Source organism: Micromonospora sp. USAFONa4 (genome assembly GCF_057197825.1).
Window position 1 is genome coordinate 140,041 of the sequence record NZ_CM170072.1, and the last position, 25,184, is coordinate 165,224.

The 25,184-nt window shown below is 74.2% G+C and carries 19 protein-coding genes; 9 read left to right on the forward strand and 10 right to left on the reverse strand.

What is annotated here, in order from left to right; translation table 11 throughout:
• Window positions 1-10 precede the first annotated feature (10 nt).
• The 4 genes from AC0OO9_RS00535 to htpG form a co-directional block, all read right to left on the reverse strand.
• Window positions 11-2,410, reverse strand: coding sequence for a sensor histidine kinase (locus AC0OO9_RS00535; protein WP_484514680.1), 2,400 nt, complete (start codon window positions 2,408-2,410; stop codon window positions 11-13).
• A gap of 253 nt (window positions 2,411-2,663) precedes the next feature.
• Window positions 2,664-3,137, reverse strand: coding sequence for a helix-turn-helix transcriptional regulator (locus AC0OO9_RS00540; RefSeq protein ID WP_484514682.1), 474 nt, complete (start codon window positions 3,135-3,137; stop codon window positions 2,664-2,666).
• 264 nt (window positions 3,138-3,401) lie between these two features.
• Window positions 3,402-4,673 carry a cytochrome P450 gene (locus AC0OO9_RS00545; RefSeq protein WP_484514684.1) on the reverse strand — a complete coding sequence of 424 codons (1,272 nt, stop codon included), beginning with the start codon at window positions 4,671-4,673 and terminating at the stop codon, window positions 3,402-3,404.
• 595 nt (window positions 4,674-5,268) lie between these two features.
• On the reverse strand, window positions 5,269-7,182 hold the full coding sequence (gene htpG, locus AC0OO9_RS00550) for a molecular chaperone HtpG (protein WP_484514686.1): 1,914 nt from the start codon (window positions 7,180-7,182) through the stop codon (window positions 5,269-5,271).
• 205 nt (window positions 7,183-7,387) lie between these two features.
• Here htpG and AC0OO9_RS00555 point away from each other — a divergent pair, with 205 nt between their 5' ends.
• The 4 genes from AC0OO9_RS00555 to AC0OO9_RS00570 all read left to right on the forward strand — a co-directional run bounded on the left by AC0OO9_RS00555 (window position 7,388) and on the right by AC0OO9_RS00570 (window position 13,098).
• The gene (locus tag AC0OO9_RS00555) at window positions 7,388-7,747 is read left to right on the forward strand and encodes a hypothetical protein (RefSeq protein WP_484514688.1); all 360 of its coding nucleotides are present in this window, start codon (window positions 7,388-7,390) and stop codon (window positions 7,745-7,747) included.
• Window positions 7,734-8,762, forward strand: coding sequence for a T3SS (YopN, CesT) and YbjN peptide-binding chaperone 1 (locus AC0OO9_RS00560; protein ID WP_484514690.1), 1,029 nt, complete (start codon window positions 7,734-7,736; stop codon window positions 8,760-8,762). The genes AC0OO9_RS00555 and AC0OO9_RS00560 overlap by 14 nt, the downstream gene beginning before the upstream one ends.
• A gap of 185 nt (window positions 8,763-8,947) precedes the next feature.
• Window positions 8,948-11,782, forward strand: coding sequence for an ATP-binding protein (locus tag AC0OO9_RS00565; RefSeq protein ID WP_484514692.1), 2,835 nt, complete (start codon window positions 8,948-8,950; stop codon window positions 11,780-11,782).
• A 659-nt stretch (window positions 11,783-12,441) separates the two neighbouring features.
• Window positions 12,442-13,098, forward strand: a complete 657-nt coding sequence (locus AC0OO9_RS00570; protein WP_484514694.1) for a C39 family peptidase — start codon at window positions 12,442-12,444, stop codon at window positions 13,096-13,098.
• Window positions 13,099-13,269: 171 nt separating this feature from the next.
• Here AC0OO9_RS00570 and AC0OO9_RS00575 read toward each other — a convergent pair whose 3' ends face one another.
• Together AC0OO9_RS00575 and AC0OO9_RS00580 are read right to left on the reverse strand one after the other, a co-directional pair.
• Window positions 13,270-13,944: a hypothetical protein gene (locus AC0OO9_RS00575; RefSeq protein WP_484514696.1), complete on the reverse strand. Its 675-nt coding sequence runs from the start codon at window positions 13,942-13,944 to the stop codon at window positions 13,270-13,272.
• A 138-nt stretch (window positions 13,945-14,082) separates the two neighbouring features.
• A complete protein-coding gene (locus AC0OO9_RS00580) occupies window positions 14,083-15,333 on the reverse strand; it encodes a snapalysin family zinc-dependent metalloprotease (RefSeq protein ID WP_421450151.1) in 1,251 nt (416 codons plus the stop codon).
• A 226-nt stretch (window positions 15,334-15,559) separates the two neighbouring features.
• On the opposite strand from AC0OO9_RS00580, the gene AC0OO9_RS00585 reads away from it, so the two are divergent.
• From AC0OO9_RS00585 to AC0OO9_RS00600, 4 genes are all read left to right on the forward strand, one after another.
• Complete coding sequence (locus tag AC0OO9_RS00585) at window positions 15,560-16,138, forward strand: AMIN-like domain-containing (lipo)protein (protein WP_484514697.1); 579 nt, start codon at window positions 15,560-15,562, stop codon at window positions 16,136-16,138.
• A gap of 95 nt (window positions 16,139-16,233) precedes the next feature.
• Window positions 16,234-16,914, forward strand: coding sequence for a response regulator (locus tag AC0OO9_RS00590; protein ID WP_484514698.1), 681 nt, complete (start codon window positions 16,234-16,236; stop codon window positions 16,912-16,914).
• Window positions 16,915-16,927: 13 nt separating this feature from the next.
• Window positions 16,928-18,331 (forward strand): ATP-binding protein, encoded by a 1,404-nt coding sequence (locus tag AC0OO9_RS00595; protein ID WP_484514700.1) that lies wholly within the window; start codon window positions 16,928-16,930, stop codon window positions 18,329-18,331.
• Window positions 18,328-19,218 (forward strand): Gmad2 immunoglobulin-like domain-containing protein, encoded by an 891-nt coding sequence (locus AC0OO9_RS00600; protein ID WP_484514702.1) that lies wholly within the window; start codon window positions 18,328-18,330, stop codon window positions 19,216-19,218. Before AC0OO9_RS00595 ends, AC0OO9_RS00600 begins: the two co-directional genes overlap by 4 nt.
• A gap of 10 nt (window positions 19,219-19,228) precedes the next feature.
• Here AC0OO9_RS00600 and AC0OO9_RS00605 read toward each other — a convergent pair whose 3' ends face one another.
• The 4 genes from AC0OO9_RS00605 to AC0OO9_RS00620 form a co-directional block, all read right to left on the reverse strand.
• Window positions 19,229-19,705, reverse strand: coding sequence for a hypothetical protein (locus AC0OO9_RS00605; protein WP_484514703.1), 477 nt, complete (start codon window positions 19,703-19,705; stop codon window positions 19,229-19,231).
• Window positions 19,706-19,759: 54 nt separating this feature from the next.
• Entirely contained in the window at window positions 19,760-21,409 is a 1,650-nt protein-coding gene (abc-f, locus tag AC0OO9_RS00610; RefSeq protein WP_484514704.1) for a ribosomal protection-like ABC-F family protein, read from the reverse strand.
• Window positions 21,410-21,641: 232 nt separating this feature from the next.
• On the reverse strand, window positions 21,642-22,739 hold the full coding sequence (locus AC0OO9_RS00615) for an SRPBCC family protein (protein WP_484514706.1): 1,098 nt from the start codon (window positions 22,737-22,739) through the stop codon (window positions 21,642-21,644).
• Window positions 22,740-22,846: 107 nt separating this feature from the next.
• On the reverse strand, window positions 22,847-24,046 hold the full coding sequence (locus AC0OO9_RS00620; RefSeq protein ID WP_311411120.1) for an RtcB family protein: 1,200 nt from the start codon (window positions 24,044-24,046) through the stop codon (window positions 22,847-22,849).
• A gap of 455 nt (window positions 24,047-24,501) precedes the next feature.
• Here AC0OO9_RS00620 and AC0OO9_RS00625 point away from each other — a divergent pair, with 455 nt between their 5' ends.
• The gene (locus AC0OO9_RS00625) at window positions 24,502-25,101 is read left to right on the forward strand and encodes a DUF6058 family natural product biosynthesis protein (RefSeq protein ID WP_484514708.1); all 600 of its coding nucleotides are present in this window, start codon (window positions 24,502-24,504) and stop codon (window positions 25,099-25,101) included.
• The last annotated feature ends 83 nt before the right edge of the window (window positions 25,102-25,184 follow it).

Consider the following 25,184-nt stretch of genomic DNA (forward strand, 5'->3'; position numbering starts at 1 on the left):
CCCTGTCGGGTCAGTTGGTGATCAGGTTGGTCCGGCGGCCCGCGACGCCCCGCGCGTACGCGGCCATCGCGGTGGCCACCTGGGTCGGGTCGCGGTGCGCGGAGCGCTGCTGCGGCACGGTGACGCCGCCCGGGACGAGGTGCTGTCGCGGCTGACGCCGCGGCAGGCCGGACGTGGTGGTGGCGACGACCTCGGGCGCGTCGGCCCGGGCGGCGGTCCGCCAGGCCTCGTCGGCGGGGCTGGACCACGGCCCCGCGTTCGTGGCGTCGTCGTGGCCGGCCTGGAACCAGTGGTTGACCTCCTCGAAGATGACGAGTTCCTGGGTGGGCTCGTCACCTGCACCGGCCGGCGGCGGTGCGGGCCGGAACACCGGCGCCACCGGCAGCGCCCGCTCGGGCGCCGGCCCGCCCGTCCACGGCTGCGCCGGGCTCCCGGCCCACGGCTGCGGGGCCGTGGCGTACGCCGGCGGCGCGAGGGTGGTCCGCGCCGCGCGCCGCGACGGCCTGCCGGGCGTGAGCAGGAACTCCTCCTGAGGCAGCGGTCGGATGATCGCCCCCGGGAACGCCGCCTCGGCGATGGTGCCGCGCCGGGGGCCCGGACGGAGCTGGACGGCCGCGCCCAGCCGGGCGGCGAGCTGTCCCACGACGACCAGCCCCATCGCCCGTACGGCCGCGACGTCGATGGCGGGCGGGCGGGCCAGCAGGTCGTTGAGCTGTTGCCGGCGCTGCGGGGACAGCCCCACGCCCTCGTCGCTGACCTGGACGATCACCCGGTCACCGAGGCTGCGGCCGGTCACCCACGCCTCGGTACCCGGCGCGGAGTAGCCGGTGGCGTTGTCCATCAGCTCGGCCAGCAGGTGCACGACCTCGTCGACGGCGTCGGCCGCGACGGCGACGTCGCCGTCGACCATGCCGAGGCGGATCCTGGCGTAGTGCTCGATCTGGCTCTGCGCGGCCTGGAGCACCTGTTGCAGGGGTACGTCGTGCTGGCGTACCCGCCCGACCCCCACCCCGCCCAGCACCAGCAGGCTGGCGTTGATCCGTCCCATCCGGGTGGCCAGGTTGTCCAGCGTGTAGAGCTGGTCCAGCCGTTCGGGGTCGGTCTCGTCCCGTTCGACCTTGTCGACCTGTGCCAGCACCGCGTCGACCAGCCGCTGCTCCCGGCGGCTGAGGTGGATGAAGATGTCGGCCGTGTTGGCCCGCATGACCGCCTGCTCGGCGGCGGTACGCACGGCCGCCCGGTGCACGGCCGCGAAGGCCTCCCCCAGCTCGCCGATCTCGTCGCCGCGCGACGGCTCCAGGGCCTCCGCGGACTGCTGGCGGGCCAGTTCGTCCGGGTCGACCGACGAGCTGTCGGGGTGCTGGAGCCGGGCCACCACCTGCGGCAGCCGTTCGAAGGCGACGGCGTTCGCGGCGTCGCGCAGCCGGCGTAGGCGCCGCGTGATCTGCCGGGCCACCGCCCAGGTGACCAGCGCGGTGAGCAGCAGGGCCACCGCCGCGGCGGTCGCCTCGAACGCCGTGCGCCGCCGCTGGTCGGCGTGGGCGGACCGGATGTCGTCGAGCACCGCCGCGTCGACCCGTTGACGCAGCTCGGCCAGGCGGGCGGACCACTGCTGGGTCGCGGCGACCCAGGCGCCGGGGTCGAGCCGCAACCGGCTTCCCGCCCGGGTCCTCGACACCTCGTCCTGCAGCCGTTGCAGCAGCAGGGCGTCCTGGCCGCTGCCCGCCTGCTCCCACCAGCCCCGCCAGGCGGGTCGGGCGAGGGCCAGGAAGGACAGGCTGGACTCGGTGAAGCCGGACCGGGCGGCGGTGATGTCCTGCTGCATGGCGGGGGTCAACTGGTCGGCCGCGACCGCGCGCAGGACGGCGACCTGCTGCTGCCCGGCCGCCTCGGCCGCCTTGGACAGTGCCGCCGAGGCCCGCATGCCGTCCGTGATCCGGGCGTTGACCGCGCCGAGGGTGACGCTCTCCCGGAGGCTGAGCAGGTCGGCGATCACGATCCGGTAGCTGAAGGTCATCGCCGACACCGAGGCGTGGGCCGCCGTACGCACCTGCGCGCGCAGCGGCGCCAGGCCCTCCAGCGCCAGGTCGATCCGCTGGAGCGCGCTCTGCCCGGCGGCGGGTCCGGGAGGCACAAGGGCCCGCTGCCGGCGGTAGCGGGCGACGGCGTCGTCGGTGCTCCCGGTGGCGTCCGCGAAGGCCTCCTGCTGCTCGGCCGCGCCCCGGCTGAGCAGGTCGGCGGCGACGACGCGCTCGCGTTGCAGCCGGTGGGCCAGGTCGCCCGCGTCGGCGCCGAGGTGTGCCAGGAGTCCGAGATCGCTCGCGCGGGTCGTCTGGCGGACGCTCTCGGTCAGGGCGAGGCCGGCGAACCCCATCACGGCGACCAGCGGAGCCGCCACGATGAGGCGCATCCGGGTGCCGATCTTCCAGCCGCGGCGGCCGGTCGGGTAGGGTCGGGCCGCGTGGGACCTCGTGCTCGACGCCAAGACTGACTCCCGCGACTCATCCAAGACGGCCAATGCGCACCTTGCCGTTTGCACGTCTCATTCCGCCGGACCCAGCGCCCGCAGAGAAGACCTGACGGTGGTACAAACGGCCCGTACCGGCATCTGTACCCAGCGTCAGCAGCGCCCGTCCCGCCTCGCGACCCCGATCCCGCGCAGGTCAGGAGCACCCGGGCCGGCCGCCTGACGGGTGCGGCGGGAGGTCCGCCTCCGGCGGCCCGCCGAGCACCTGGCCGATCAGCTCCCGCAACTCGTCGATCGCCGCCACGACCGCCTCCGGGTCGCGCGCGTCCCGCCGCGCGGCCGGCGGCGCGGGGGCCGGGTCGAGCCCTGCCACCGTTCCGAACCGGGGGCCGCGGCGGCCGTCCGCCGCCAACTGCTCCGCCGCGACCTGCGGCCACAACGCCGCCAGGCAACCGCCGGTGCCGAGCACCTCGTCGCAGCGGACGGCGAACTCGTGACTGCCGTACCGGCGACCGGACTCGACCGCGGCGACCGTCTCGCGGCTGAACCGCACCCGCTCCGCGAGCGCCCGCTGGGTCAGCCCCTGACGGGTACGCCAGGTGCGCAGTTCGGAGCGGAACCGGTGGATGGCACCGGAGCGCTGGGCGCTCGACGGGGGCGTGCGATCCATGTGTTCACCTTCGTGACGCCGACCGGCCGGCATCGGCGTCGGCGTCAATAGACATTGGGCGATGAATGGGCATTCGCAGGGGACAATTCTTAACCCATCGGTCGACGGGTGTGAAGACGTGACTTCGGAGCGTAGTCGCCTGCCGGGTCCGCCGGCCCGGCCGCGGCGACCCCACGGGTCCGCGCGCAGCCGGTCCGGCGCCGCACGGCACGGTCCGACGCACCCGCCCGCAGAACAGGACCGGCGCCGCCACTAGACGGCTGGTCACCCGGCGACGGGCGCCGCCGGAGCACCGGACGGCACCGTCGTGTCGAGGACCACCGGCAGGCTCCGGTGCGCGCGGAAGGCGATGTTGACCTTGTACGAGCGGCGATGGCCGGGGGCCAGGCGCAGTCCGGGAACCGCTCGGCAGAGCCGGGTCAGCGCCACTTCCGCCTCCAGCCGGGCCAGCGCCGCGCCGATACAGAAGTGCGGCCCGTGCCCGAACGAGAGGTGCCTGTCCGCGTCGGACCGGTGCGGATCGAATCGTTCCGGCCGGGCGAACACCGCCGGGTCCCGGTTGGCGGCGCCGATCAGCAGCAGGCAGCGCGCACCCGCCGGAATGGTGACGCCGTCCAGGGTGACGGGTCGGCGGGTCACCCGCAGCCAACCGTCGATGGCGGGCGCGAAACGCAGCGTCTCGGTCAGGAACGCGGGTATCCGGCGCGGGTCCTCGCCGAGCTCCCGCCACCGGCCCGGGCCCGACAGCGCCTGGTCGAGCGCGTGGGCGAGCAGCCCGGCCGTGGTCTCGTGCCCGGCGACCAGGAGGTTGAACACGATGCTCGACACCTCGGCCACCGTGAGCACCTCGTCGTCGCCGTCTCGGTACGCCAGCAGTTGGCTGACGTAGTCGTCGCCGTGCCGGCCACCGCCGAGTCGGGCGCCGACCAACCGCTCGCAGTAGCGCCAGAACTCCCACAGGTCCCGGGCCAGCCGGACCTGCTCGGCCGGGTCCGGCTGCCCCCAGAGCAACGCGATCTGGCCGTCCCCCCAGGCCCTGACCCGCCCGACGTCCGCCTCCGGCACGCCGAGGAGGTCGAGCAGGACCAGCAGGGGCAGTTCGGTTGTGAACTCGCCGACGAGGTCCGCCCGCCCGTCGGCGCGGTCGACAAGCCGGGACACCAGTTCGTCGACCCGGCGCTCGACGATCGCACCGTACCGGCGCTCGACGCGTTCGGCGGTGTTGGCGAAGGTCGCCCGCAGGGCCCGGCGGGTCCGGGGGTGCACCGGGGGGTCGGCGGCGGCGGTGGTGGGCGGCGCGTCGATGCGGGCGATGAACTCCATCGCCTCGGGGCAGACGTCGTAGATCGGAGCGAGGGTGAGGGCGTTGCCGAAGGCCTCCGCGTCAGCCAGCGCGCGGCGCACGTCGGCGTGCCGGGTGATCAGCCACAACCCCAGCTCCGGGTCGTGGCGCACCCCCTGGGGCTCGTCGAGGAGCCGCCGCCACACCTGCGCCGGGTCGGTCAGATACGCCCCCGCGAACGGATCCAATCGCATGACCGCCTCCTCGAGCACCCTGGCCACGAACGGAATCGCCGAACGACTCGCGGGGCTCCGGTTACCGCCGCACGCTTCACGGTGCGCCCATTTCGGGAGCAAGTCAATATCGGCGTTCTTCAATGTGCCGGCCCGCAATTTCCACGCCTTCGGCCACGCGCGCACCACGTCGCCCTGCAAGTTGCGGAATGTTCCTTGCCCGCTGGTCGCAACGTTGAACACGGTAGACGACGCAACGGCCGGCGGCCGGGCACCGCGTCGCGACACGGCCCCGCGTGTCCCGCACGCCCGGGCGGAAAGGCGGTGTGACACCGGGCGGGATCAGGCCGTGAAAGGCCAGCGTTCGCACCCGCCGGAAACACGATTCACGACACGTTCCCGTGAACGGCCGACCGATTACCCGAAGAAGTTTTCCCGGCAGGGGCGGCGGCAGATTCCGGCGGACGACTCGGGGCCATGCGGCGGCGGGTGGGGTCGCCGAGCAGGCCGACGCGCGGGGCGGCCCGTCCCGGCGATCCGGGGGACGGCCCGGTGTGCGAACCGACCGGTCACGGGTCGGCCGGCGGCGCGCCGCCGGCCGACCCGTGCGTGCCTGCTAGAGGCTACGGGCGAGCCGGTCGGCGAGCATGCGGGTGAACCGGGACGGGTCGGCCAGCTCCCCGCCCTCGGCGAGCAGCGCCAGGCCGTGGAGCAGCTCGGCGGTCTCCTTCAGCGACTCCTCCGTGCCGCCCTGCTCGTGCGCCTTGCGCAGGCCGGTGACCAGCGGGTGCCCGGGGTTGAGCTCCAGGATCCGCTTGACCGTCGGCACCTCGTGCCCCATCGCCCGGTACATCTTCTCCAGCATGGGGGTGATGTCGTGGGCGTCGCCGACGACGCAGGCGGGCGAGGTGGTCAGCCGGGAGGAGAGGCGGACCTCCTTGACGGAGTCGGCGAGGGTGGCGCCCATCCAGGTGAGCAGGTCGGCGAAGTCCTTGCGCTGCTGCTCGCGCTCGGCCTCGGCCTCCTTCTTCTCCTCCTCGGTGTCCAGGTCCACCTGGCCCTTGGCGATGGAGCGCAGCGTCCGGCCGTCGTACTGGCCGACGCGCTCGATCCACACCTCGTCGACCGGGTCGGTGAGCAGCAGCACCTCGTAGCCCTTGGCGCGGAACGCCTCCATGTGCGGCGAGTTCTCGATCATCGTGCGCGAGTCGCCGGTGGCGTAGTAGATGTCGCTCTGCCCGTCCTTCATCCGGCCGACGTAGCCGGCGAGGTCGGTGGGCTCGGCCGGATCGTGGGTGGAGGCGACCGACAGGATCTCCAGGAGCGTGTCCCGGTTCTCCGTGTCGTCGATCAGGCCCTCCTTGACGGCGGCCCCGAACTCCGTCCAGAAGGTCCGGTAACGCTCGGCGTGGTTCGCCTTCATGTCCTTGACGGTGGACAGGATCTTCTTGACCAGCCGACGGCGGACGACCTGGATCTGCCGGTCCTGCTGAAGGATCTCCCGGGAGATGTTCAGCGACAGGTCGTGCGCGTCCACGACGCCCTTGACGAAGCGCAGGTAGTTCGGCATGAGCGCTTCGCAGTCGTCCATGATGAAGACGCGCTTGACGTAGAGCTGCACGCCGCGGCGGCCCTGCGGAGCGAACAGGTCCAGCGGCGCGTGCGACGGGATGAACAGCAGGGCCTCGTACTCGAAGGTGCCCTCGCCCCGCATGTGCACGATGTCCAGCGGGTCGGCCCAGTCGTGGCTGACGTGCTTGTAGAACTCCTTGTACTCGGCCTCGTCGACCTCGTCGCGGGAGCGGGCCCAGAGCGCCTTCATCGAGTTGAGCGTCTGGGTCTCGGTGCTGGTCTCGTCGCCCTCGCCGGGGCGCTCGACGGTCATCCGGATCGGCCAGGCGATGAAGTCCGAGTAGCGCTTGACGATCTCCCGGACCGTCCAGTCGGCGGTGTAGTCGTGCAGGTTGTCCTCGTCGTCGGCCGGCTTGAGGTGCAGGGTCACCGACGTGCCCTGCGGCGCCTCCTCGACCGACTCGACGGAGTACGTGCCCTCACCGGCCGACTCCCACCGGGTGCCGCCGCTCTCCCCCGCCCGGCGGGTCACCAGCTCCACCCGGTCGGCGACCATGAACGCCGCGTAGAAGCCCACGCCGAACTGGCCGATCAGCTCCTGCCGCGCCCCGGCATCGGAGGACTCGCGCAGCTTGCGCAGCAGCTCGGCCGTCCCGGACTTGGCGATCGTGCCGATCACCTGCACGACCTCGTCGCGGGACATGCCGATGCCGTTGTCCCGGACGGTCAGCGTGCGCGCCGCCTTGTCGACCTCGATCTCGATGTGCAGGTCGGAGGTGTCGGCCTCCAGCTCCTTGTCGACCATCGACGCCAGGCGCAGCTTGTCCAGCGCGTCCGAGGCGTTCGAGATCAGTTCACGCAGGAAGACGTCCTTGTTCGAATAGATCGAGTGGACCATCAGCTGGAGCAGCTGACGCGCCTCGGCCTGGAACTCCAACGTCTCGGCCCGGTTGCTCACACCGTGTCCTTTCATCCTCGAAAGCCCACCGAAGGTTCGCGGAAAGGATACGAGCCGTCGCCGACGGCGAGACGACGGGACCGTGGAACGTCGACTGGCGTCGCGTTGCCCCCGCGCCCTACCGTCGCAGATGGCGTCGACGTGGTCGCCGGAGAAGCCGAGGGCTGGTGCGACCGCCGCGGCGGGCGGTCAGTACGGTAGGGATGTGTCTCTATGGATGGCCGCGATGTGGGGACTGGTCGGCAGCGCGGTGGCCGAGGCGCTGAACCTCTCCGGAATGATGCGCCCGACCAGCGAGTCCGGCGGCCGGTGGCAGTGGCCGTGGCGGGACCGGCGGGACGCCCCGATCGTCGTGTTCGCGGTGCTGCTCAGGACCGTCGCCGGCACCGGCCTCGCCGCCGCGGCCGGGGCGGGTGGCCTGGCCACCACGGCCTTCGCCAGCTTCACCTTCGGGGTCGCGGCGCCACTGGTGATCGCCAAGATGTTCGACCAGGTCCGGGTGACGGAACGACCGGCCGACAGCGGCCGGGACGACACGGGCGGCGAGCACGATGACGCCGCGTGAGAACCTGCTGGGCAGGTTCGTCGCCGCGCTGGCCGCCCGCCCGGCCACCACCGCCACGGCCGTTCCCGTGCCGGCCCGGACGCGGCTCGCCGCCGCGCTGGCCGCACGGCCGGTCGCCGCCCGCAGCACCGGCCCGCTCCCTGACCCCGACGCCGAGCACGGCGACGGGGGGAAGCTGACCCACCGGGTCAGGGCCGTGCTCGCCGGCCTCCTCGGCGTCACCACGGACCAGTTGCGCGTCGACGCCGACGGCGACGTCGGCATCCGCGCCGGCTCGGCCATGATCTTCGTACGGGCGCAGGACGACCCGCCGCTGGTCGACGTGTTCTCTCCGCTGCTCACCGGCGTCAACCCGACCGAGTCCCTGTACCGGCGGCTCTCCGACCTCACCAACGGGCTCGTGGTCGGGCGCGTCTACTGCACCGGCGACACGGTCTGGGCGTCCATCCCCGTCTTCGGGCAGGACTTCGCGCCCACCCACCTGCTGCTGGCCCTGCGGGCCATGATCGCGCTCGCCGACGATCTCGACGACCAGCTCCGGCGCGAGTTCGGCGGCAGCCGCTTCTTCGGCCCGGAGTCCGCCGGGCTGGTGGCGGTGCCCGACCCGACCGGCTACCTGCGCGATCTCGACCGGGCCGGCGCGAACGGTGCGGGCAGCGTCCTGGTCGACCTGCTGGCGGACCGGGGGCGGACGGAGGAGCTGCGGATCCGTGCCGAGCACGGCGACTGGCACGCCGCCGCCCGGCTCGCCGCGCTGCTCGCCGGGGAGGGCCGCACCGACGAGGCCGAACGGTACTGGCGGATCGCCGCCGAGCAGGGCGATCCGCGCGCCCGCGACGAGCTGGCCGCGCTGCTGGCCGCCCGGGGCCGGCACGCCGAGGCGGTCGGCCTGCTGCGGCAGGCGGTCGACGGCGGCGACTGGCGGCACCTGCCGCTGCTGCTGACGCTGCTCACCGAAGGCGGCCTGGTCGACGAGGCGGTCGAGCTGTTGCGGCGCCGGGCGGCCGAGGGCTGACGCCCCCGCCCCTCCGCCGACCCGATCTGGTGAGGCGAGGTGTGGAGATGCGCAGGCCTGGGTACAGACACGCGCTGGGGTGCCGGCGGACGTGCAGCTGAAGCTGGGTGCCAGGATGTGCGGGGGTAACACCAGCAAGGGTCGTCGGGCCCGGAAGTGAGGGCTGCGATGAGGTGCGACCGAGGGTGACACGGCCCACGGGGGACCCGTTCGCCGATGGCGGTGGGACCGGGCGGCTGATGGCGCGCCTCGACTGGGCCGCCACTCCGCTCGGCCCGGTCGACGGCTGGCCGCAGAGCCTGCGCGCCGCCGTCCGGATGGTCCTCTCCTCCCGCTACCCGATGCTGCTGCTGTGGGGGGACCGCTTCACCCAGCTGTACAACGACGCGTACTCCGCCCTGATCGGCGACAAGCACCCCGACGCGCTCGGCGGGGACGTGCGGGTCACCCTGGCCGAGGGCTGGGACGTGCTGGGCCCCCTGATCGACGAGGCGATGGCGACCGGGGTCGCCAGTTGGGTGCCGGCCCTGCGACTGCTGCTCGACCGTGCCGGCTACCGCGAGGAGGCGTACTTCAGCGTCTCGCACGCCCCCGCCCGCGACGACGAGGGACGCACGGTGGGGGTGCTCACCGTGTGCAGCGAGGTCACCGAGCAGGTCGTCGGTGAGCGCCGGCTGCGCCTGCTGCGCGACCTGTCCGTCGGCGGCGACGGGCGGACCGTCGACGTGCGGAGCACCTGCGCCCGGCTCGCCGAGGCCATCGGCGGGCACCCGCTGGACGTCCCCTTCGCCGCGATCTACCTGCGCGAGGGCGCGCTGCTGCGCCGCGCCGCCCACGTCGGCGGGGAGCCGGTGGCCGCGGCCCTGCCCGCCACGCTGCCGGCGGGCGAGGAGCACGAGTGGGGGCTGGCGGCCGCCGCCGGCGGCACGACGACCGACGTGGCCGGCGTCGAGCGGCGGCTCGCCCTGCCCGCCGGGCCGTGGGGCGACCCGGTCGGCACCGCCCGCGCCCTGCCACTGCCGTCCGCCGAGGCGGGCCAGCCCCTCGGGGTGCTGCTGCTCGGGGTCAGCCCGAGCCGGGGGCTGGACGAGGCGTACCGGTCGTTCCACGCGCTGCTGGCCCAGCAGGTGGCCGTCGCCGTACGCAACGCGCAGGCGTACGAGGAGGAACGCCGGCGGGCCGAGGCGCTCGCCGAGCTGGACCGGGTCAAGACCGGCTTCTTCACCAACGTCAGCCACGAGTTCCGGACCCCGCTGACGCTGATGCTCGGCCCGCTGGCCGACGCCCTCAACGACAACGAGCATCCCCTGCCGGCGACGCAGCGGGAACGGGTCGACACCGCCTGGCGCAACGCCACCCGACTGCTCACCCTCGTCAACAGCCTGCTCACCTTCTCCAGCCTGGAGGCCGGGCAGGCACACAGCCAGGCGCGCGAGGTCGACCTTGCCGGGCTCACCACCGAGCTGGCGAGCGTCTTCCGGGCAGCCGTCGAACGCGCCGGGCTGCGCCTGGAGGTCGACTGCCCGCCCCTGCCCCGCGCGGTCTCCGTCGACCCGGTCAACTGGGAACGCATCGTCACCAACCTGCTGTCGAACGCGCTGAAGTACACCTTCGTCGGCCGGATCCGGGTCGGGCTGACCGCCGACGACGACGAGGTACGGCTGACCGTCGCCGACACGGGCATCGGTATCGCCGAGGAGGATCTGCCCCGGCTCTTCGAACGCTTCCACCGGGTGCAGGGCACCCGGTCGCGCAGCCACGAGGGCACCGGCATCGGGCTCGCCCTGGTCCGCGAACTGGCCCGCCTCGAAGGCGGCGACGTACGGGTGGAGAGCCGGATCGGGACGGGAACGACGTTCACCGTGGCGCTGCCCTGGTCCGCCGCCGGGCGGCGCGCCGGTCCGGCCGCGGACCTGGCCGGGGCCGGGGACGCGGCCCGGGCCGCCGTCCAGGAGGCGGTCGGCTGGCTGGCCGATCCGACGCAGGCGGGGGCGTCCGCGCCGGCCGGGCCGCCGGTGCCGGCGTACGGTGCCACGGACGCGCTGCGGCACGCGCGGATCCTCGTCGCCGACGACAACGCCGACATGCGCGCGTACCTGGCCCGGTTGCTGGGCGAGCAGGGCTGGCGGGTGGAGACGGTCGGCGACGGCCGGCGGGCCCTGGAGGCGATCCGCCGGGAACAGCCCGACCTGCTGCTCACCGACGTGATGATGCCGGGGATCGACGGCTTCGAGCTGGTCCGTCGGCTGCGTGGGCAGGCCGGCACCCGCACGCTGCCGGTGGTGGTGCTCTCGGCGCGCGCCGGCGGCGACGCCAGCGTGGAGGGGCTCGACCTGGGCGCGGACGACTACGTCGTCAAGCCCTTCGCCGCCGCCGAGTTGATCGCCCGGGTCCGGTCCGCCCTGCACGGCACCTGGCGGCACCACCGGGACGACGCGGGCGGCCCCGGCGACACGGCACGCGGGGCGGACGGTCCCGCCCCGGCCAGGTCACCGGCCTCGGGTGACGGTCCGATGGACGCGGGTGGCCCTCCGGTGAGCGGCCCGCCTGCCGCGCCGGGCCCCGAACCGTCGCTCGCCGGGAACGGGGAGTACGCCCACGACGGGGACCAGCGGCCGGCTCCCGAGCAGCCGGCCGCGCTGGACACGGGCTGGACGTACCCCGCACAACCCACCTCCGCCGCCGCGATGCGCCGGGACGTGCGGGCCTCGCTGGAGAACCTGGAGGTCGATCCCGACACCGTGGCCGACCTCCTGCTGGCCGCCTCCGAGGCGGTCAACAACGCCGTCGAGCACGCCCAACGCCCCACCCGCCCCGAGGTGCGGGTGCGACTGCGGGTGGCCGATGGCACGGTACGGATCTCGGTGCGCGACTTCGGCACGTGGCGGGACCGTCGTCCGGCCATGGACCGGGGGCGGGGTGCCACGCTGATGAACGCGTACGGCGACGTGCGACTGGTCTCCACCGCCGAGGGCACGACCGTCACCATCGAACGCCGCCTGCCGCCCAGCGCCTACTGACCGGTCTTGGAAGGAACGGGCCCCGCCAGGGGCCCGACTCTGCCAAGGTCTCCGCAGCCGCCGATGAAGCGTCCACGCGGGGCGTCCGGTTCACGCCCCGCGTCCGGATGGGGCTCCGCCACAGGGTGCGCAAATGGGATATACGCCACATGCGGTCGACACGGTGACGGCAGGGTGGCCGGCCGGAGGCGCAGCGGACGGATCCGAGAGCAGGGACGCCGGTGCCCCGGACGGCGGCGGTGGTGGGCGTCACGGGTCGGGTGGGCATGGGCCGGGGTGCCGCGTCGTTGTCACCATCGGCCGCGTGACCAGGCCCGTTCGCCGGCCGGTAGTCGGCGGAATGCGGGCCGGGCCGGCGTGGTTACATCCCCCGGACCACCGAGTACCTCCGCCTGACCCGGGCGCCGGGCCGCCGGAATGACCGGCCGCCCGCGGTAGTTACATCCCCGGGCCCACCGAGCGGGCGACCGCCGCACCGGACGGGCCCGCGAGACGGTGGAATGTGTGGCCGGCCCGACCGGTTGCATCCCCCGGGGACGAGCCAGACCGGCCCCGCCGGCCGCAGGCCCCCGAACATCTCGACCTTTCCCTCAGCCCGCGACGCCACCGGTCCCCCCGTGGTGTGTGTCGCGTACCCCCGATCGAAAGGTGCTGCCATCATGCGTACCGACATCCTGCGTAAGACCGCTCTGACCGCTGCCGGGCTCGCCTTCACCGGCGGCGCCATCGCCGGCCCCGTCACCACCGCCCTCGCCGCCCCCGCCGAGGCCAAGCCCGTGTCCGCCACGGTCGCCCAGGACCGCAAGGGCAGCGAGCGCGAACTCGGCGTGCGCTACGAAGCACAGCCCAACTTCTACTACTGCGGCCCCGCCGCCGCCCGCAACGCCCTCAGCGTGCAGGGCAAGAACATCGACGTCGACGGCATGGCCCAGCGCATGGGCACCACCGAAGCCGGCACCAACTCCATCAACGACATCACCCCCGTGCTGAACAAGGAAACCGGCACCGACGCCTACCAGTCCGTGGAGATCCCCGGCGCCAAGGCCGACGACAAGCAGACCGACAAGCTACGCGGCGACATCGTCACCGCCATCGACGAAGGCCACGCCATCGTCGCCAACATCGCCGGCACCGCCACCGACACCGACGGCACCACCCACTCCTTCGAAGGCGGGCACTACATCAGCGTCGTCGGCTACCGCGACAACGGCAACACCGTCACCATCGCCGACTCCGCCAACCCCAACCAGGCCTCCTACCGCATGAGCGTCGACAACCTCGCCGACTGGATCGCCACCCGCGGCTACACCGCCTGACCCAACACCAGCGACACACACCACCCAGCGACACCCAACCGGCGAAAGCCCAACGACAAGGGCCGGCCCCCACACGGGGCCGGCCCTTTCGTCATGCCGTGCCGAGGGGCTCGCCCCACCCCTGCCCGGTCCCGCCCAGCGTGGTGTCCATCGTCGCCACCCGTACCCGGCTCAGGACCGGCGGTTGCGCTCCTGGCTGAGCCGCTCGTCGAGCCGGCCGAGTTCGTAGATCGCGTTCAGTTCCGTCGGCAGGTGGGTCACGTTGTCGGCCACGGGCTCGTCGTCCGGCTCGGGGGCGGAGGTCGGCGGGTTGGCCGGGCCAGCCGGGCCGGTGGCCGCGGCGGCGGGCCGGCGCCGTCGGTGCAGGACGAACAGCACGGGCACCGCCAGAACGCCCAGCACCAGGCCGTGGACCAGCCACCGGTCCGCTCCCCCCTCGCCCTCGCGCGGCGGGGCCGCGACCGTCGAGGGGGCGGCGGAGGCGGCACCCTGACCGGGCGGGCCCGGCGCCTCGGCCCCCCGCCCGGCGGGTCGCCCGGCAGGCCGGTCGCCGGCGGGTGCGGGCGCGGACGCGCCCCCGGGGCTGGACGCGGGCGTGGACCGTCCCGGGGGCGCCGGGACAGCCGGCGCGGCCGACGGGCCGGCCGGGGACGGCGCGGGCGGCGCCGAGCGGGACGGCACAGGCGTCGGGGAGGTCCCCGGGGTGGCCCGGCCGCCCCCCTTGAGCAGGTCGTCGACGACCCGCCCGACGCCGCCGAGCAGGTCACCGACCGGCCCGCCGGAGGCCGTCGGCGTCGGCGCGGGAGCGAGCGCCAGGGTCAGGGCGAGCGCGGCCACGACACGCATGGTTCACCTCGAGAGGGGGTCGATGTGCCAGGCACCGTACCGCACTCCGGGTGGTCGCCGCGTGACGCCCCGGCCATCCGACCGGGGCGACAACGCTACGGGGGACGCCGCAGGCGGCGTCCCCCGTACCGGGGTGGGTCAGGCCGGCAGGCCGCCGACCTGGGTGTTGATCCAGGAGCGGATGGACGGCAGGTCCACGTAGATGGACGGGCCGGTGGCGCAGGTGGAGTTGTTGTTGCCGGCCCGGCTGGTGGCGCCGATCAGGGCCCACGCACCGTTGATCCGGCGCACCTGCGGGCCGCCCGAGTCGCCGTAGCAGGCGCCCGCGTTGCCGTTGGTGTTGTTGGTGCAGATCTCGTACGGGCCGTTGATGCCGAGGCAGCGGCTGTCCGCCACGATCGAGGTGTCCAGCTCGTTCGCGATGGTCGGGGCGCTGCCGCAGCCCCGGGGAGCACAGGTCTGGCCCCAGCCGATGATGCGGGTGGCGGTGCCGACCGCGCCGGAGGTGGTCGGGATCGGCGCCGGGGCGTAGCTGACCGAGCTGCCCAGCTGGAGCAGCTTCACGTCGACGCTCGGGTGGTTCACCGCCCGGATCACGGAGACGACGGTGCCGCCGCTGGTGCGGTTGATGCTGCCGACCCGCACCGAGGAGGGGGTCCCGCAGTGCTTGGCGGTGACTGCCCAGTTGGCCTTGATCAGGGTGCCGGTGCAGCCGGAGACGTACACCATCCACGGGTAGTTCTCACTCGCCGGGCGGCCGTTGACCACCTGCGGCGAGATGTCGTCGCCGTCGTTCCACGTGAACGTGCCGGTCGGCGCCTCCGCCGCGGCGAGACCGCCGGCGAAGAGCTGGTTCACCCGGGACGCCTCGGCGGCGCTCGGGTAGGCGTTGGTGCAGGACACCGGCGCGCTGCTGCCGGACATCAGGTCGGAGCAGAGCCCGGTACGCCGGTCGGGCAGGCCGAGGATGTGGCCGAGCTCGTGGGTGGCGATGCGGGTGCGGTTGTAGCCCTGGTTGACGGCGGTCCAGCCCATCCAGACCCGGCCGGCGCCGAGGCTGGTGACCTGCGCGCGCGGCCAGCCGCTGTCGACGTAGATGGTGACGTTGCCCGGCGTACGGGCGACCAGCTGGACGTTGCTGACCTGGCTGTTCCAGATGGCCGCAGCCTGGTCGAAGTTGGTGCGGAACTCGCCGGCCCGGCTCGCGTCGTAGTAGACGGTCCGGGCGGCGGACGCGCCCGTGTCGGCGGACGCGCTCGCGCCGGTGGCAACCTGCATTCCGGTTGCGGCCAGCACCGCCGCCAGCGCGGCGGTCGCCGCGTGCAGCAGTTGTCGTCGGAACATACACGCACTCCCTGGGTTGTCCGGCGGCGTGCCACCGCCGGTCATCGATGTACGTGAATGCTAGAGCCAGGGTCGCCGATATGCGGCATAACGGAATCGTCATACCGGCGCTCCCGCCCTGCCCGCCTGCCCGCGATTCCCGTGCCGTCGCGTCTGTTACGCCTGCGTTACCGCACGGCGAAGCTGCTGCCGTCGAGCGGTTCCACCGTGGATCCCACGGCCCGGCCACGAGGCCGGACACCACGGAGGAACGAGATCACGGGAGAAGACCATGCGGATCAGAAATCGACTCACGGCCCTGGTCGTGGTGCTCGCCGGGCTGGTGGCCGGCGCCGGCACCGGCACCGCGGCGACCACCACCGCGGCGGCGACCGGGGCGCCGTACTGCGGGATCACCTGGGGCAGCGCGTCGAAGTCGGCCGGCACGCCGAGCGACGCCCCGCTGGTCGACGTACGCGTCGGGCGGCACGACTGCTTCGACCGGGTGGTGTTCGAGTTCGCCGGTCCGATCAGCGGCTACACCGTCGGCTACGGCGAGACCTGGACCGAGGGCGAGGGCCTGGCGCTGTCCCCGTACACCGCCGGCGACGAGCTGCTGCGGGTCTCCCTGCGCGCCCCGGCGTACGACGACACACACGTCGGCACCGTGCCGTACCGGGTCGGCGAGCACGTCGCGAACCTGCTGCGCCACCCGACCCTGCGGGACGTGGTCTTCGGCGGCAGCTTCGAGGGCTACACGACCTTCGCGATCGGTGTGCGGGCCCGCCTGCCGTTCCGGGTGACCGTGCTGGCCGGACCGGGCACGCACAGCCGGATCGTGCTCGACGTGGCGCACCAGTGGCAGCAGTGACCGACACGGTGGCGGGGGTACCGGCACCGGCCGGGCCCCCGACACCGTCCGTTCCGCCAGGTCGACGCGGATCGTCCCGGGGCTACCCTCGAATGGTGGAGGGCCGCGTGCTGGTCGTCGAGGACGATGCCTCCATCCGGGAGGTCACCGCCCTCGGGCTGCGCCGCGCCGGCTTCCGGGTCGACACCGCGCGCGACGGGCGGGAGGGGCTCGCCGCCTGGCGCGCCCGGCCGCCCGACCTGATCGTCCTCGACGTCATGCTTCCCGGCCTCGACGGCTTCGAGGTCTGCCGGGAGATCCGCCGGAGCAGCGGCGTGCCGATCCTGATGCTGACCGCCCGCACCGACACCGTCGATGTCGTCGTCGGTCTCGAGTGCGGCGCCGACGACTACCTGCGCAAGCCGTTCGACCTACCCGAGCTGGTGGCCCGGGTCCGGTCCGTGCTGCGCCGGGCGAGCGACCCCGTCGTCACGACCGTCATCGAGGTCGGCGGGCTGGAGATAGACCCGGGCAGCTTCCTCGCCCGCAAGGACGGACGCGAACTCGCGCTGACCGCCACCGAGTTCCGCCTGCTGCTGGAACTCGCCCGCCGCCCCGGTCAGGTCTTCAGCCGCGAGCTGCTGCTGGACCGGGTGTGGCAGCACGGCTTCCTCGGCGACTCGCGGCTGGTCGACGTGGCGGTGCAGCGGCTGCGCGCCAAGGTCGAGGACGACCCCGCCCACCCCCGGCTCGTACGGACCGTGCGCGGGGCCGGCTACAAGCTGTCACCGGGCTGAGGGGGCGTACGCGATGGCCGGCCGCGCCGTCCCGCCGGGTCGCCTGCGACGCCGGCTGACCATCGCCTTCGTGCTCGTCGCCGGTGTCTCCGCCGGGCTGCTGGCCGGCGGGTCCTGGCTGCTGCTGCGCCAGGCCCGCTACGACGCCTCCCTGCATCAGGCCGCAGCCGACGCCCGCTACCGGCTCGTCCTGGCCGGACAGTTCCTGCCCCTGACCGACGAACGGCGCGGCGAGCTGCTGGCCAGCTTCGAGGGCAGCGGCCGGCACGTGGTGCTGGTCGACGGCGAGGAGCTGCCCTCCCACCGGGCGTACGCGCCGCCGCTGGGCGCCGGGCTGCGGGCCACTGTCGCGGCCGGACAGCTCGGCTACGAACGGTCGTCGCCGGGGGCTCGGCCCCGGCTGCTCGTGGTCGGCGGCCGTGTTCCGGGCTCGACGGCCGAGCTGTACGTCGTGACCCTCGAGGACGGCCTCGCCGCCGACCTGGACCAGCTGCGGACGGCTCTGCTGGCCGGCTGGGTGCTGGTGGTGCTGCTCGCCGCCGGGGTGGGGCACACGCTTGCCCGTCGCACGCTGGAGCCGGTCGGCCGGGCCAGCCTGGCCGCGCGCGCCCTCACGGAAGGGCTGCTCCACACCCGTCTGCCGGTACGGGGACGCGACGAGTTCAGCGCCTGGTCCGCGGCGTTCAACGAGATGGCGGAGGCGCTGAAGTCGAAGATCGAGGCGTTGTCGGCGGCCCAGCTCCGGGAGCGGCGGTTCACCGCCGACGTGGCGCACGAACTGCGTACCCCCGTGACCGCCCTGGTGGTCGCGGCGTCGCTGCTGCGCGAGCACCTCGACGAGTTGCCGGCCGACGCGCGGCGCGCGGCGGAGCTGCTGGTCACCGACGTGGTCCGGCTACGCCGGCTGGTCGAGGACCTGATGGAGATCTCTCGGCTGGACGCCGGGAGGGAACGGCTCGCGGTCGCCGCCGTCGACCCGGTCGCGCTGCTGCGGGCGATCGTCGCGGCGCGCGGCTGGTCGGACCGGGTGGTGGTCGCCGGCGCTCCGGTCCCACTGCGCACCGACCCGCGTCGGCTGGAGCGGGTGCTGGCGAACCTGATCGCCAACGCGGTCGAGCACGGCGCCGGCGAGATCCGGGCCACCGTGGCCGGCGACGGACCGCTTGTCGTCTTCGAGGTCACCGACCAGGGCCCGGGCATCCCGGCCGAGCACCTGCCGCGCCTGTTCGACCGCTTCCACAAGGTCGACCCGGCCCGCTCCGGGCGGGGCAACGGCCTGGGTCTCGCCATCGCCCGGGACAACGCCCACCTGCTCGGCGGGCGGCTCGGCGTGCACAGCGAACCGGCGGTGCTCACCCGTTTCCGCCTGGACCTGCCGGCCGTGCCACGGCCGCCGGCACCGGACGACGCGGGATGAGACGGCACACGGCGGTCGCCGCCCTGCTCGCCGCGGCGGTCCTGCCGGCCGGGTGCGCCGCACCGCGGTCCGGCTCGCTCGGCCCCGCGCCCACCGCGCCGCCGCCGGCCACCACCGCCGTCCCACCGGAGCCGCTGCCCACCACCGTGCCGCCGCGACCGCCGGCCGAGCCGAGCCGAGCCGCAGCGCCCGCGCCGACCACCGTCGCGCCGGCACGCCCCCGGACGGTCACCGTCGAGCTGTGGTACGTCCGGGACGGGTGGATCACGCCCACCCGGCGCACCCGGCCGGCCACCGTGGCGACGTCCCGCCTGGCGCTGACCGAGCTGGCCGCCGGCCCGACGCCGGTGGAGGCCGCCACCGGGCTGACCACCCTGCTGACCGGCGGCGAGGTCACCGGCATCGCCGACGGCGTGGCGACGGTCGCGCCCGCCCCGGCCGGCGGCGACTCCGTGGGGCGGCGGCTGCGCGAGGCGCAGGTGGTCTACACGCTCACCCAGTTCCCCACCGTGCGGCGGGTGCGCCTCTCCGCCGATCCCCCGGTGGGCCGGAGCGACTACGCGGACCTGCTGCCGCCGATCGTGGTGGCCGGTCCGACCATCGGCGAACGCGTCGCCAGCCCCGTGACCGTCACCGGCACCGCCGAGGTCTTCGAGGCGACCGTCACGGTGCGGGTGCTCGACGCCGCCGGCCGTGCGGTGGCGACCACCTTCACCACGGCCACCTGCGGCACGGGCTGCCGGGGCGATTACCGGGTCGCCGTGACCTACCGGGTGCCCCGGGAGCAGGCCGGCGCAATCGAGGTGTACGAGGTCTCGGCGGACGACGGGACGCACACCCACGTCGTCACGGTGCCCGTCACGCTCACCCCCACCCTCCGGCGGTGAGCCCAGGCGTTCATCCGGCCGGCGTCGCGGCGGTCCGCTCCGCCGAACGGACGGCCCGGCGAACGTCGCCGGCCGCCAGCGCGAACAGCGCGAGCGCGCCGGCGAGGGCCACGTCCACCCCGATCACGAATCCCCGCTCCGCCCCGGCCGGCGCCACAGCGACACCGGCGGCAAGCGCCACCGCCGCCGCGAGCGCCATGCCCAGGCGGGCCGTCGCCTCGCACCGCACGGCCCGGCTCCCCGGCGACCGTCCCGCCGTGAGGCCCGCGCGCAGCTGCCACGCGGCGGCCGCGATGAGCAACGCACCGAGCGCGCCGGCAGCCCCGATCACCAGCCACGGCACGGCGAACGCCCCCGCCCGCCTGGCGGGCGACGACACGCCGCCCGCCGCGAGCAGCGCGAACCCGACCGAGAGCGCGACGTGGACGAGGACCACCCGCGACAGACGACGTCGCAGCTCACTCAGCTCGGCAACGGGCATCGACACTGCCGCCTCCCCCGCTCGGGTCCCACCCCGCATCGTGCCACGTGACGGCCCCGGTCACGACTCCCGCGCGAGGCCGGCGGGTGCGCCGGTCTCCCGCAACCGGCCGTCGGCGAGCCGCAGCCAGCGGTCCACGCCGATCGCCGCGAGGAACCGTTCGTCGTGGCTGATCACCACGAACGCACCCTCGTACGCGTCGAGCGCGCTCTCCAGCTGGCCGACGCTGACCAGGTCCAGGTTGTTGGTCGGCTCGTCGAGCAGGAGCAGCTGCGGCGCCGGTTCGGCGAACAGCACGCAGGCCAGGGTGGCGCGCAGCCGCTCGCCGCCGGAGAGCGCCCCGACCGGGAGGTGGGCGCGGGAGCCCCGGAACAGGAAGCGGGCGAGCAGGGTCATCCGCTGTGCCTCCGGCATCGCGGGCGCGTACGCGGCCAGGCTCTCCGCGACCGTGCGGTCGAGGTCCAGCAGGTCCAGCCGCTGGGACAGGTACGCGATCCGGCCGTCGGCCCGCCTGGTCCGGCCGCCCTCCGGCTGCACGTCGCCGCTGACCACGCGCAGCAGGGTGGACTTGCCGGCGCCGTTCGGACCGGTGAGCGCGATCCGTTCGGGTCCCCGGATCGTGAGGTCCACGCCGTCACCGGCGAACAGGGCGCGCCCGCCGTAGCGGACCTGGATCCCCTCGCCGTGGAAGACCGTGCGACCGGCCGGAAGGCTGGTGCCGGGCAGTTCCAGCGTGATCCGCTGCTCCTCGCGCAGGGCACGGCCCGCCTCGTCGAGCCGGGCCTTGGCGTCGCCGACGCGCGCGGCGTGCGTCTCGTTCGACCGGCCCGCCGACTCCTGGGCCCCCCGCTTCATGGTGCCGGCGAAGATCTTCGGCAGGCCGGCGCTCTTCAGGTTGCGGGCGGCGTTGCCGGCCCGGCGCTCGGCCCGTTCGCGCGCCTGCTGCATCTCCCGCTTCTCCCGCTTGACCTCCTGCTCGGCGTGGCGGACGTTCTTCTCCGCGACCTCCCGCTCGGCGCGCACCGCCTCCTCGTACGCGGTGAAGTTGCCGCCGTAGGAGCGGACCTCGCTCCGGTCGAGTTCGAGGATGCGGTCCATCCGGTCCAGCAGCGCCCGGTCGTGGCTGACCAGCAGCAGGCACCCGTTCCAGTCCTCCAGCACGGCGTACAGCTTGCGGCGGGCGTCGAGGTCCAGGTTGTTGGTGGGCTCGTCGAGGAGCAGGACGTCGGGCCGCCGCAGCAGTTGCGCCGCCAGGCCGAGGGAGACGACCTGACCGCCGCTGAGGGTGTGCAGGGGCCGGTCGAGGGACACGTCGTCGAGGCCGAGCCGGTCCAGTTGGGCGCGGGTGCGTTCCTCGATGTCCCAGTCGTTGCCGATCGTGGTGAAGTGCTCCTCGTCGGCGTCCCCGGCCTCGATGGCGTGCAGCGCCCCGAGCGCCGGCGCGATCCCCATGACCTCGGCAACGGTCAGGTCGCCGGCCAGCGGAAGGCTCTGCGGCAGGTAGCCGAGCACCCCGTCGACGGTCACGGAGCCCCCGGTCGGCTGGTACTCGCCGGCGATCAGCTTGAGCAGCGTGGTCTTGCCGGCGCCGTTCGGCGCGACGAGGCCGGTGCGGCCGGCACCCACCGTGCAGGACAGCCCCTCGAAGACCGGGGTGTCGTCCGGCCAGGAGAAGGAGAGGCGGGAACAGATGATGTATGCGTCGGACATGCGGGGACCCTCGGGGTGACGTGGGCGCGCCGGGCGCCCTGAAGACGGGATTCGAAGACGACGGACCACGGCCACGACGGCGGTCGAACGCCTGCCGCTGGCCGGGCACTTCCGGTGTCACCCGGAGATGTCGTCGTCACCCGCCATGTCTGGTCTCCCTGTCTCGATCACTCGCGCCCATCCTAACAGCGCGGCCCGGTGCGCCGGGGTACGCGCGACGCCCACGACATCGTCAGAGGCCCGCGCAGGGGTCCTCGCCCAGCGAGCAGTCCTCGGGCGCCCTGGTGAGCTGGTCGACGTCGCGCACGGCGAACGTGAAGGTCCGTGAGCGGCCGGGCGGCACGGGCGGCCCGGTGAAGGTGACGACCTGCCCGTCGCGCCGGTGCTCCGCCCCGCTGACCTCGGTCAGGGAGCCGCCCTCGGCCAGCGTGACGACCACCGTCCAGCCGTCCACCGCCGTGCTGCCGGGGTTGTCGACGACCACCTCGCCGGTGAAGCCGAGCAGCCTCGTCGACACGGTCCGGTAGCGGGCGGTCATGGCGGGGGCCGACGGCGCGACCGAGGTGGGCGTACGCGAGGGCGTCGCCGAGGGGGTCGCCGACGGCGTCCGGCTCGGGCGGGACGGGGTGGGCGTGGCGCTGCGCGTGGGACGGGCGGAGGGGGTCGCCCGCGGCGTACGACTCGGGGTGGCCGCGGCGGTCGGCGACGGCGTCGCGACCGGGCCGGCGACCGGGTCCGGCTCGGCGGGCAGGACCGCCCACACCGCCGCCCCGGCGGCCAGCACGACGCCGGCCAGCCCCGCGACCAGCAGCGGCCAGCGACGGCGCCGGGCGGCCGGCGCCGGCTCGTCGCCGACCACCTCGGTCACCGGCATCTCGGCGGTCATCCCGGGCTCGCCCCGACTCAGGTCGACCTGCCGGAAGGCCAGCCAGTCGAGGATCGCCGGCAGGCGCCCCGTCAACGCCTGCCGGTAGGACTCCTCGCGGCGCTCACGCTGCTCGTCGTTCCAGCTGCCGTGCTCCAGCACCTCGCGGACCGACAGCCGGCACCCCTCGGCGGTGGGGGCGACGGCACAGGCAAGCCGGCTCCGCCGGCCGCCCTCGAGGCACCGCAACGCGATCAGCTCCGGCTCCCGCCGGTCGGTCACCTCCGCGTCGACGGCGGCGTCGAACCCGGGCAGGCCGGCGGTGAACAGCAGCAGCCGGCCACGCGACCCGGCCATCGGCTCGACCTCGGTGAACCAGCGGGCGAGCAGAGCGCGATCCGTCAATGCGTGCCACACCCGGTCCGCCGGGTGGAAAAGGTCCACCTGCACGTCGATCTCGATCACGGCGCGACTCTACGGGTATCGATCGCGGCCCGCCCCGGACGGGTGGATCCCCACGGTGCGCCGGGGCGTGCGACCGGCGCCCACCCCTCCGGGGCGCCGGCCGGCGGTCATCCCTTCACGCAGACCACCTGCTTGAGGTGCGCCACCACCTCGACCAGGTCCTCCTGCTGCGCCATCACCTGGGTGATGTCCTTGTACGCCCCGGGGATCTCGTCGACCACGCCGGCGTCCTTGCGGCACTCCACGCCGGCGGTCTGCGCGGCCAGGTCGGCGGTGCTGTACGTGCGCTTCGCCTGCGCCCGCGACATCCGCCGCCCCGCCCCGTGCGAGGCGGAGCAGTACGCGTCGGGGTTCCCCTTGCCCCGCACGACGTACGAGCCGGTGCCCATCGATCCCGGGATGATGCCCAGGTCCCCCCGACCGGCCCGGATCGCCCCCTTGCGGGTGACCAGCACGTCGACGCCGTCGTAGCTCTCCTCCGCCACGTAGTTGTGGTGGCAGCTGATCGGCTCGTCGTAGCCGACGTGCGGGAACTGCTCCCGCACCACCCCGCAGAGCAGGGCGAGCATGACCGCCCGGTTGCGCCGCGCGTACTCCTGCGCCCACCACAGGTCCCGGCGGTAGGCGTCCATCTCCGGCGTGCCGGCGAGGAACACCGCGAGGTCGCGGTCGGGCAGGTCGGTGTTGTGCGGCAGCCGCCGGGCGACCGCGATGTGCCGCTCCGCCAACTCCTTGCCGATGTTGCGCGAGCCGGAGTGCAGCATGAGCCACACCCGTCCCTCGTCGGCGCCGCCCTGTTCCAGGCAGACCTCGATGAAGTGGTTGCCGCCGCCGAGCGTGCCCATCTGCCGCTGGGCCCGCGTCTCCAGCTGCGCCACCCGCCGGTCGAGGCCGGCGAACCGGCGCCAGAAGTCGTCCCAGCCGGCCTGCTCCAGGCCCCGGACCCGGCGCGGGTCGACCGGCTTCTCCCGCTGGTTGAACCCGACCGGGATGGTGGCCTCGATCGCCGAGCGCAGCCCGGCCAGGTCGTCCGGGAGGTCGGCGGCGGTCAGCGAGGTGCGCACCGCGGACATGCCGCAGCCGATGTCGACGCCGACCGCCGCCGGCGAGACGGCCTGCCGCATCGCGATGACCGAGCCGACCGTGGCGCCCTTGCCGAAGTGCACGTCGGGCATGACCGCGACGCCCTCCACCCACGGCAGGGCGCCGATGTTGCGCAGTTGCTGGGCGGCCTGCGGCTCGATGCCGTACGGGTCGGTCCAGACCCGGACCGGCGCGCGGGTGCCCGCGAGCGGGGTGTAGCTCATCGTCGTCTCCTCGTGTCGGGGGCTGGCCGTCGCCGTCGCGGCGGGACCGGAAGGGATCGGGTGACGTCGCCGGGGCGCGGCCGGGGACGGAGGTGGACGGCGATCGGGGGGACGAAAAAGCCGCCCGGCCCCGGTTGGGGTGGGCGGCTGCGCGTTCGCGCGCCGGCGCTAGACGCGCCGCCACCCCCGTTGCCGCCCCTGTCCAAGACGTCGCCGCCCACAGGATCGTGTGCCCGTGGCTAGCGCGGCACCACCGTGCGGCGTCGGCCACACGGCGTCGGTGCGGGTGCGCTGCGACACGGCGTACTCCCCTGGGTCGTCCGGTTGACCTTGCGCCGATGACGGTAGGCGGGCCGGAACGGTGACCGCAACGGATATCCACGTTCCGTTCGGCCGGCACCGAACCGTCCGGCCACTACCGTTGCGCCCCGACGACGCGGCAGAAGGGGGTTCGGATGCAACTCAAGCGGCGGGTGGCCGAAAGGTACCGGCAGGTCAACGGCGACCACCCGATGACGGAGGCGGACGACGCGTACGTCAGCGCGCAGTTCGCGGTGCTCGACGAGTTGTGCGCCGCACGCGGGTGCGACGCGGACGACGTACGCCGGCTGATGCTCGACCGGCGGCTTCCGCTACCGGGATACCTGCGCTCCGACGGCGCGGAGATGGTGCCCGTGGACCTGTTCGCGCTCACCGAGCAGGCCGGCGGGACGGACGCGCTGGAGGCGTGGTTCACCGGTCACTGGGCCGAGGAGGACGCCGGCGCCACGGAGTGGGACGCCTATCTCAGCGGCCGGTACGTCTGCCTGCGGTCGGTCGGCCCGGTCACGATCCGGCGCAAGGACGAACTGGTGGCGGCCGTCCGGGCGGCGCAGGCGGACCTCGACGCCGACCCGACCGACGACGCCACGGCGCTGCGGCTGTCCGCGCTGGTCGACGAACTGGACGCGCTGGCGCCGGCGTTCACCGCGTACGACCGGCTGCGCTTCGGCGGGCCGACATCCCGGGACACCTACGTCGACGCGGTGCGGGCCCGCCTGCGGGAGCGCCCCTGACGGCGACAGGGACCGGCACCGGCACGGACGGAAAGGATGCCTGCATCACAAGAACTTCCCTATCCTTCCCTGTCGTGTCTAGA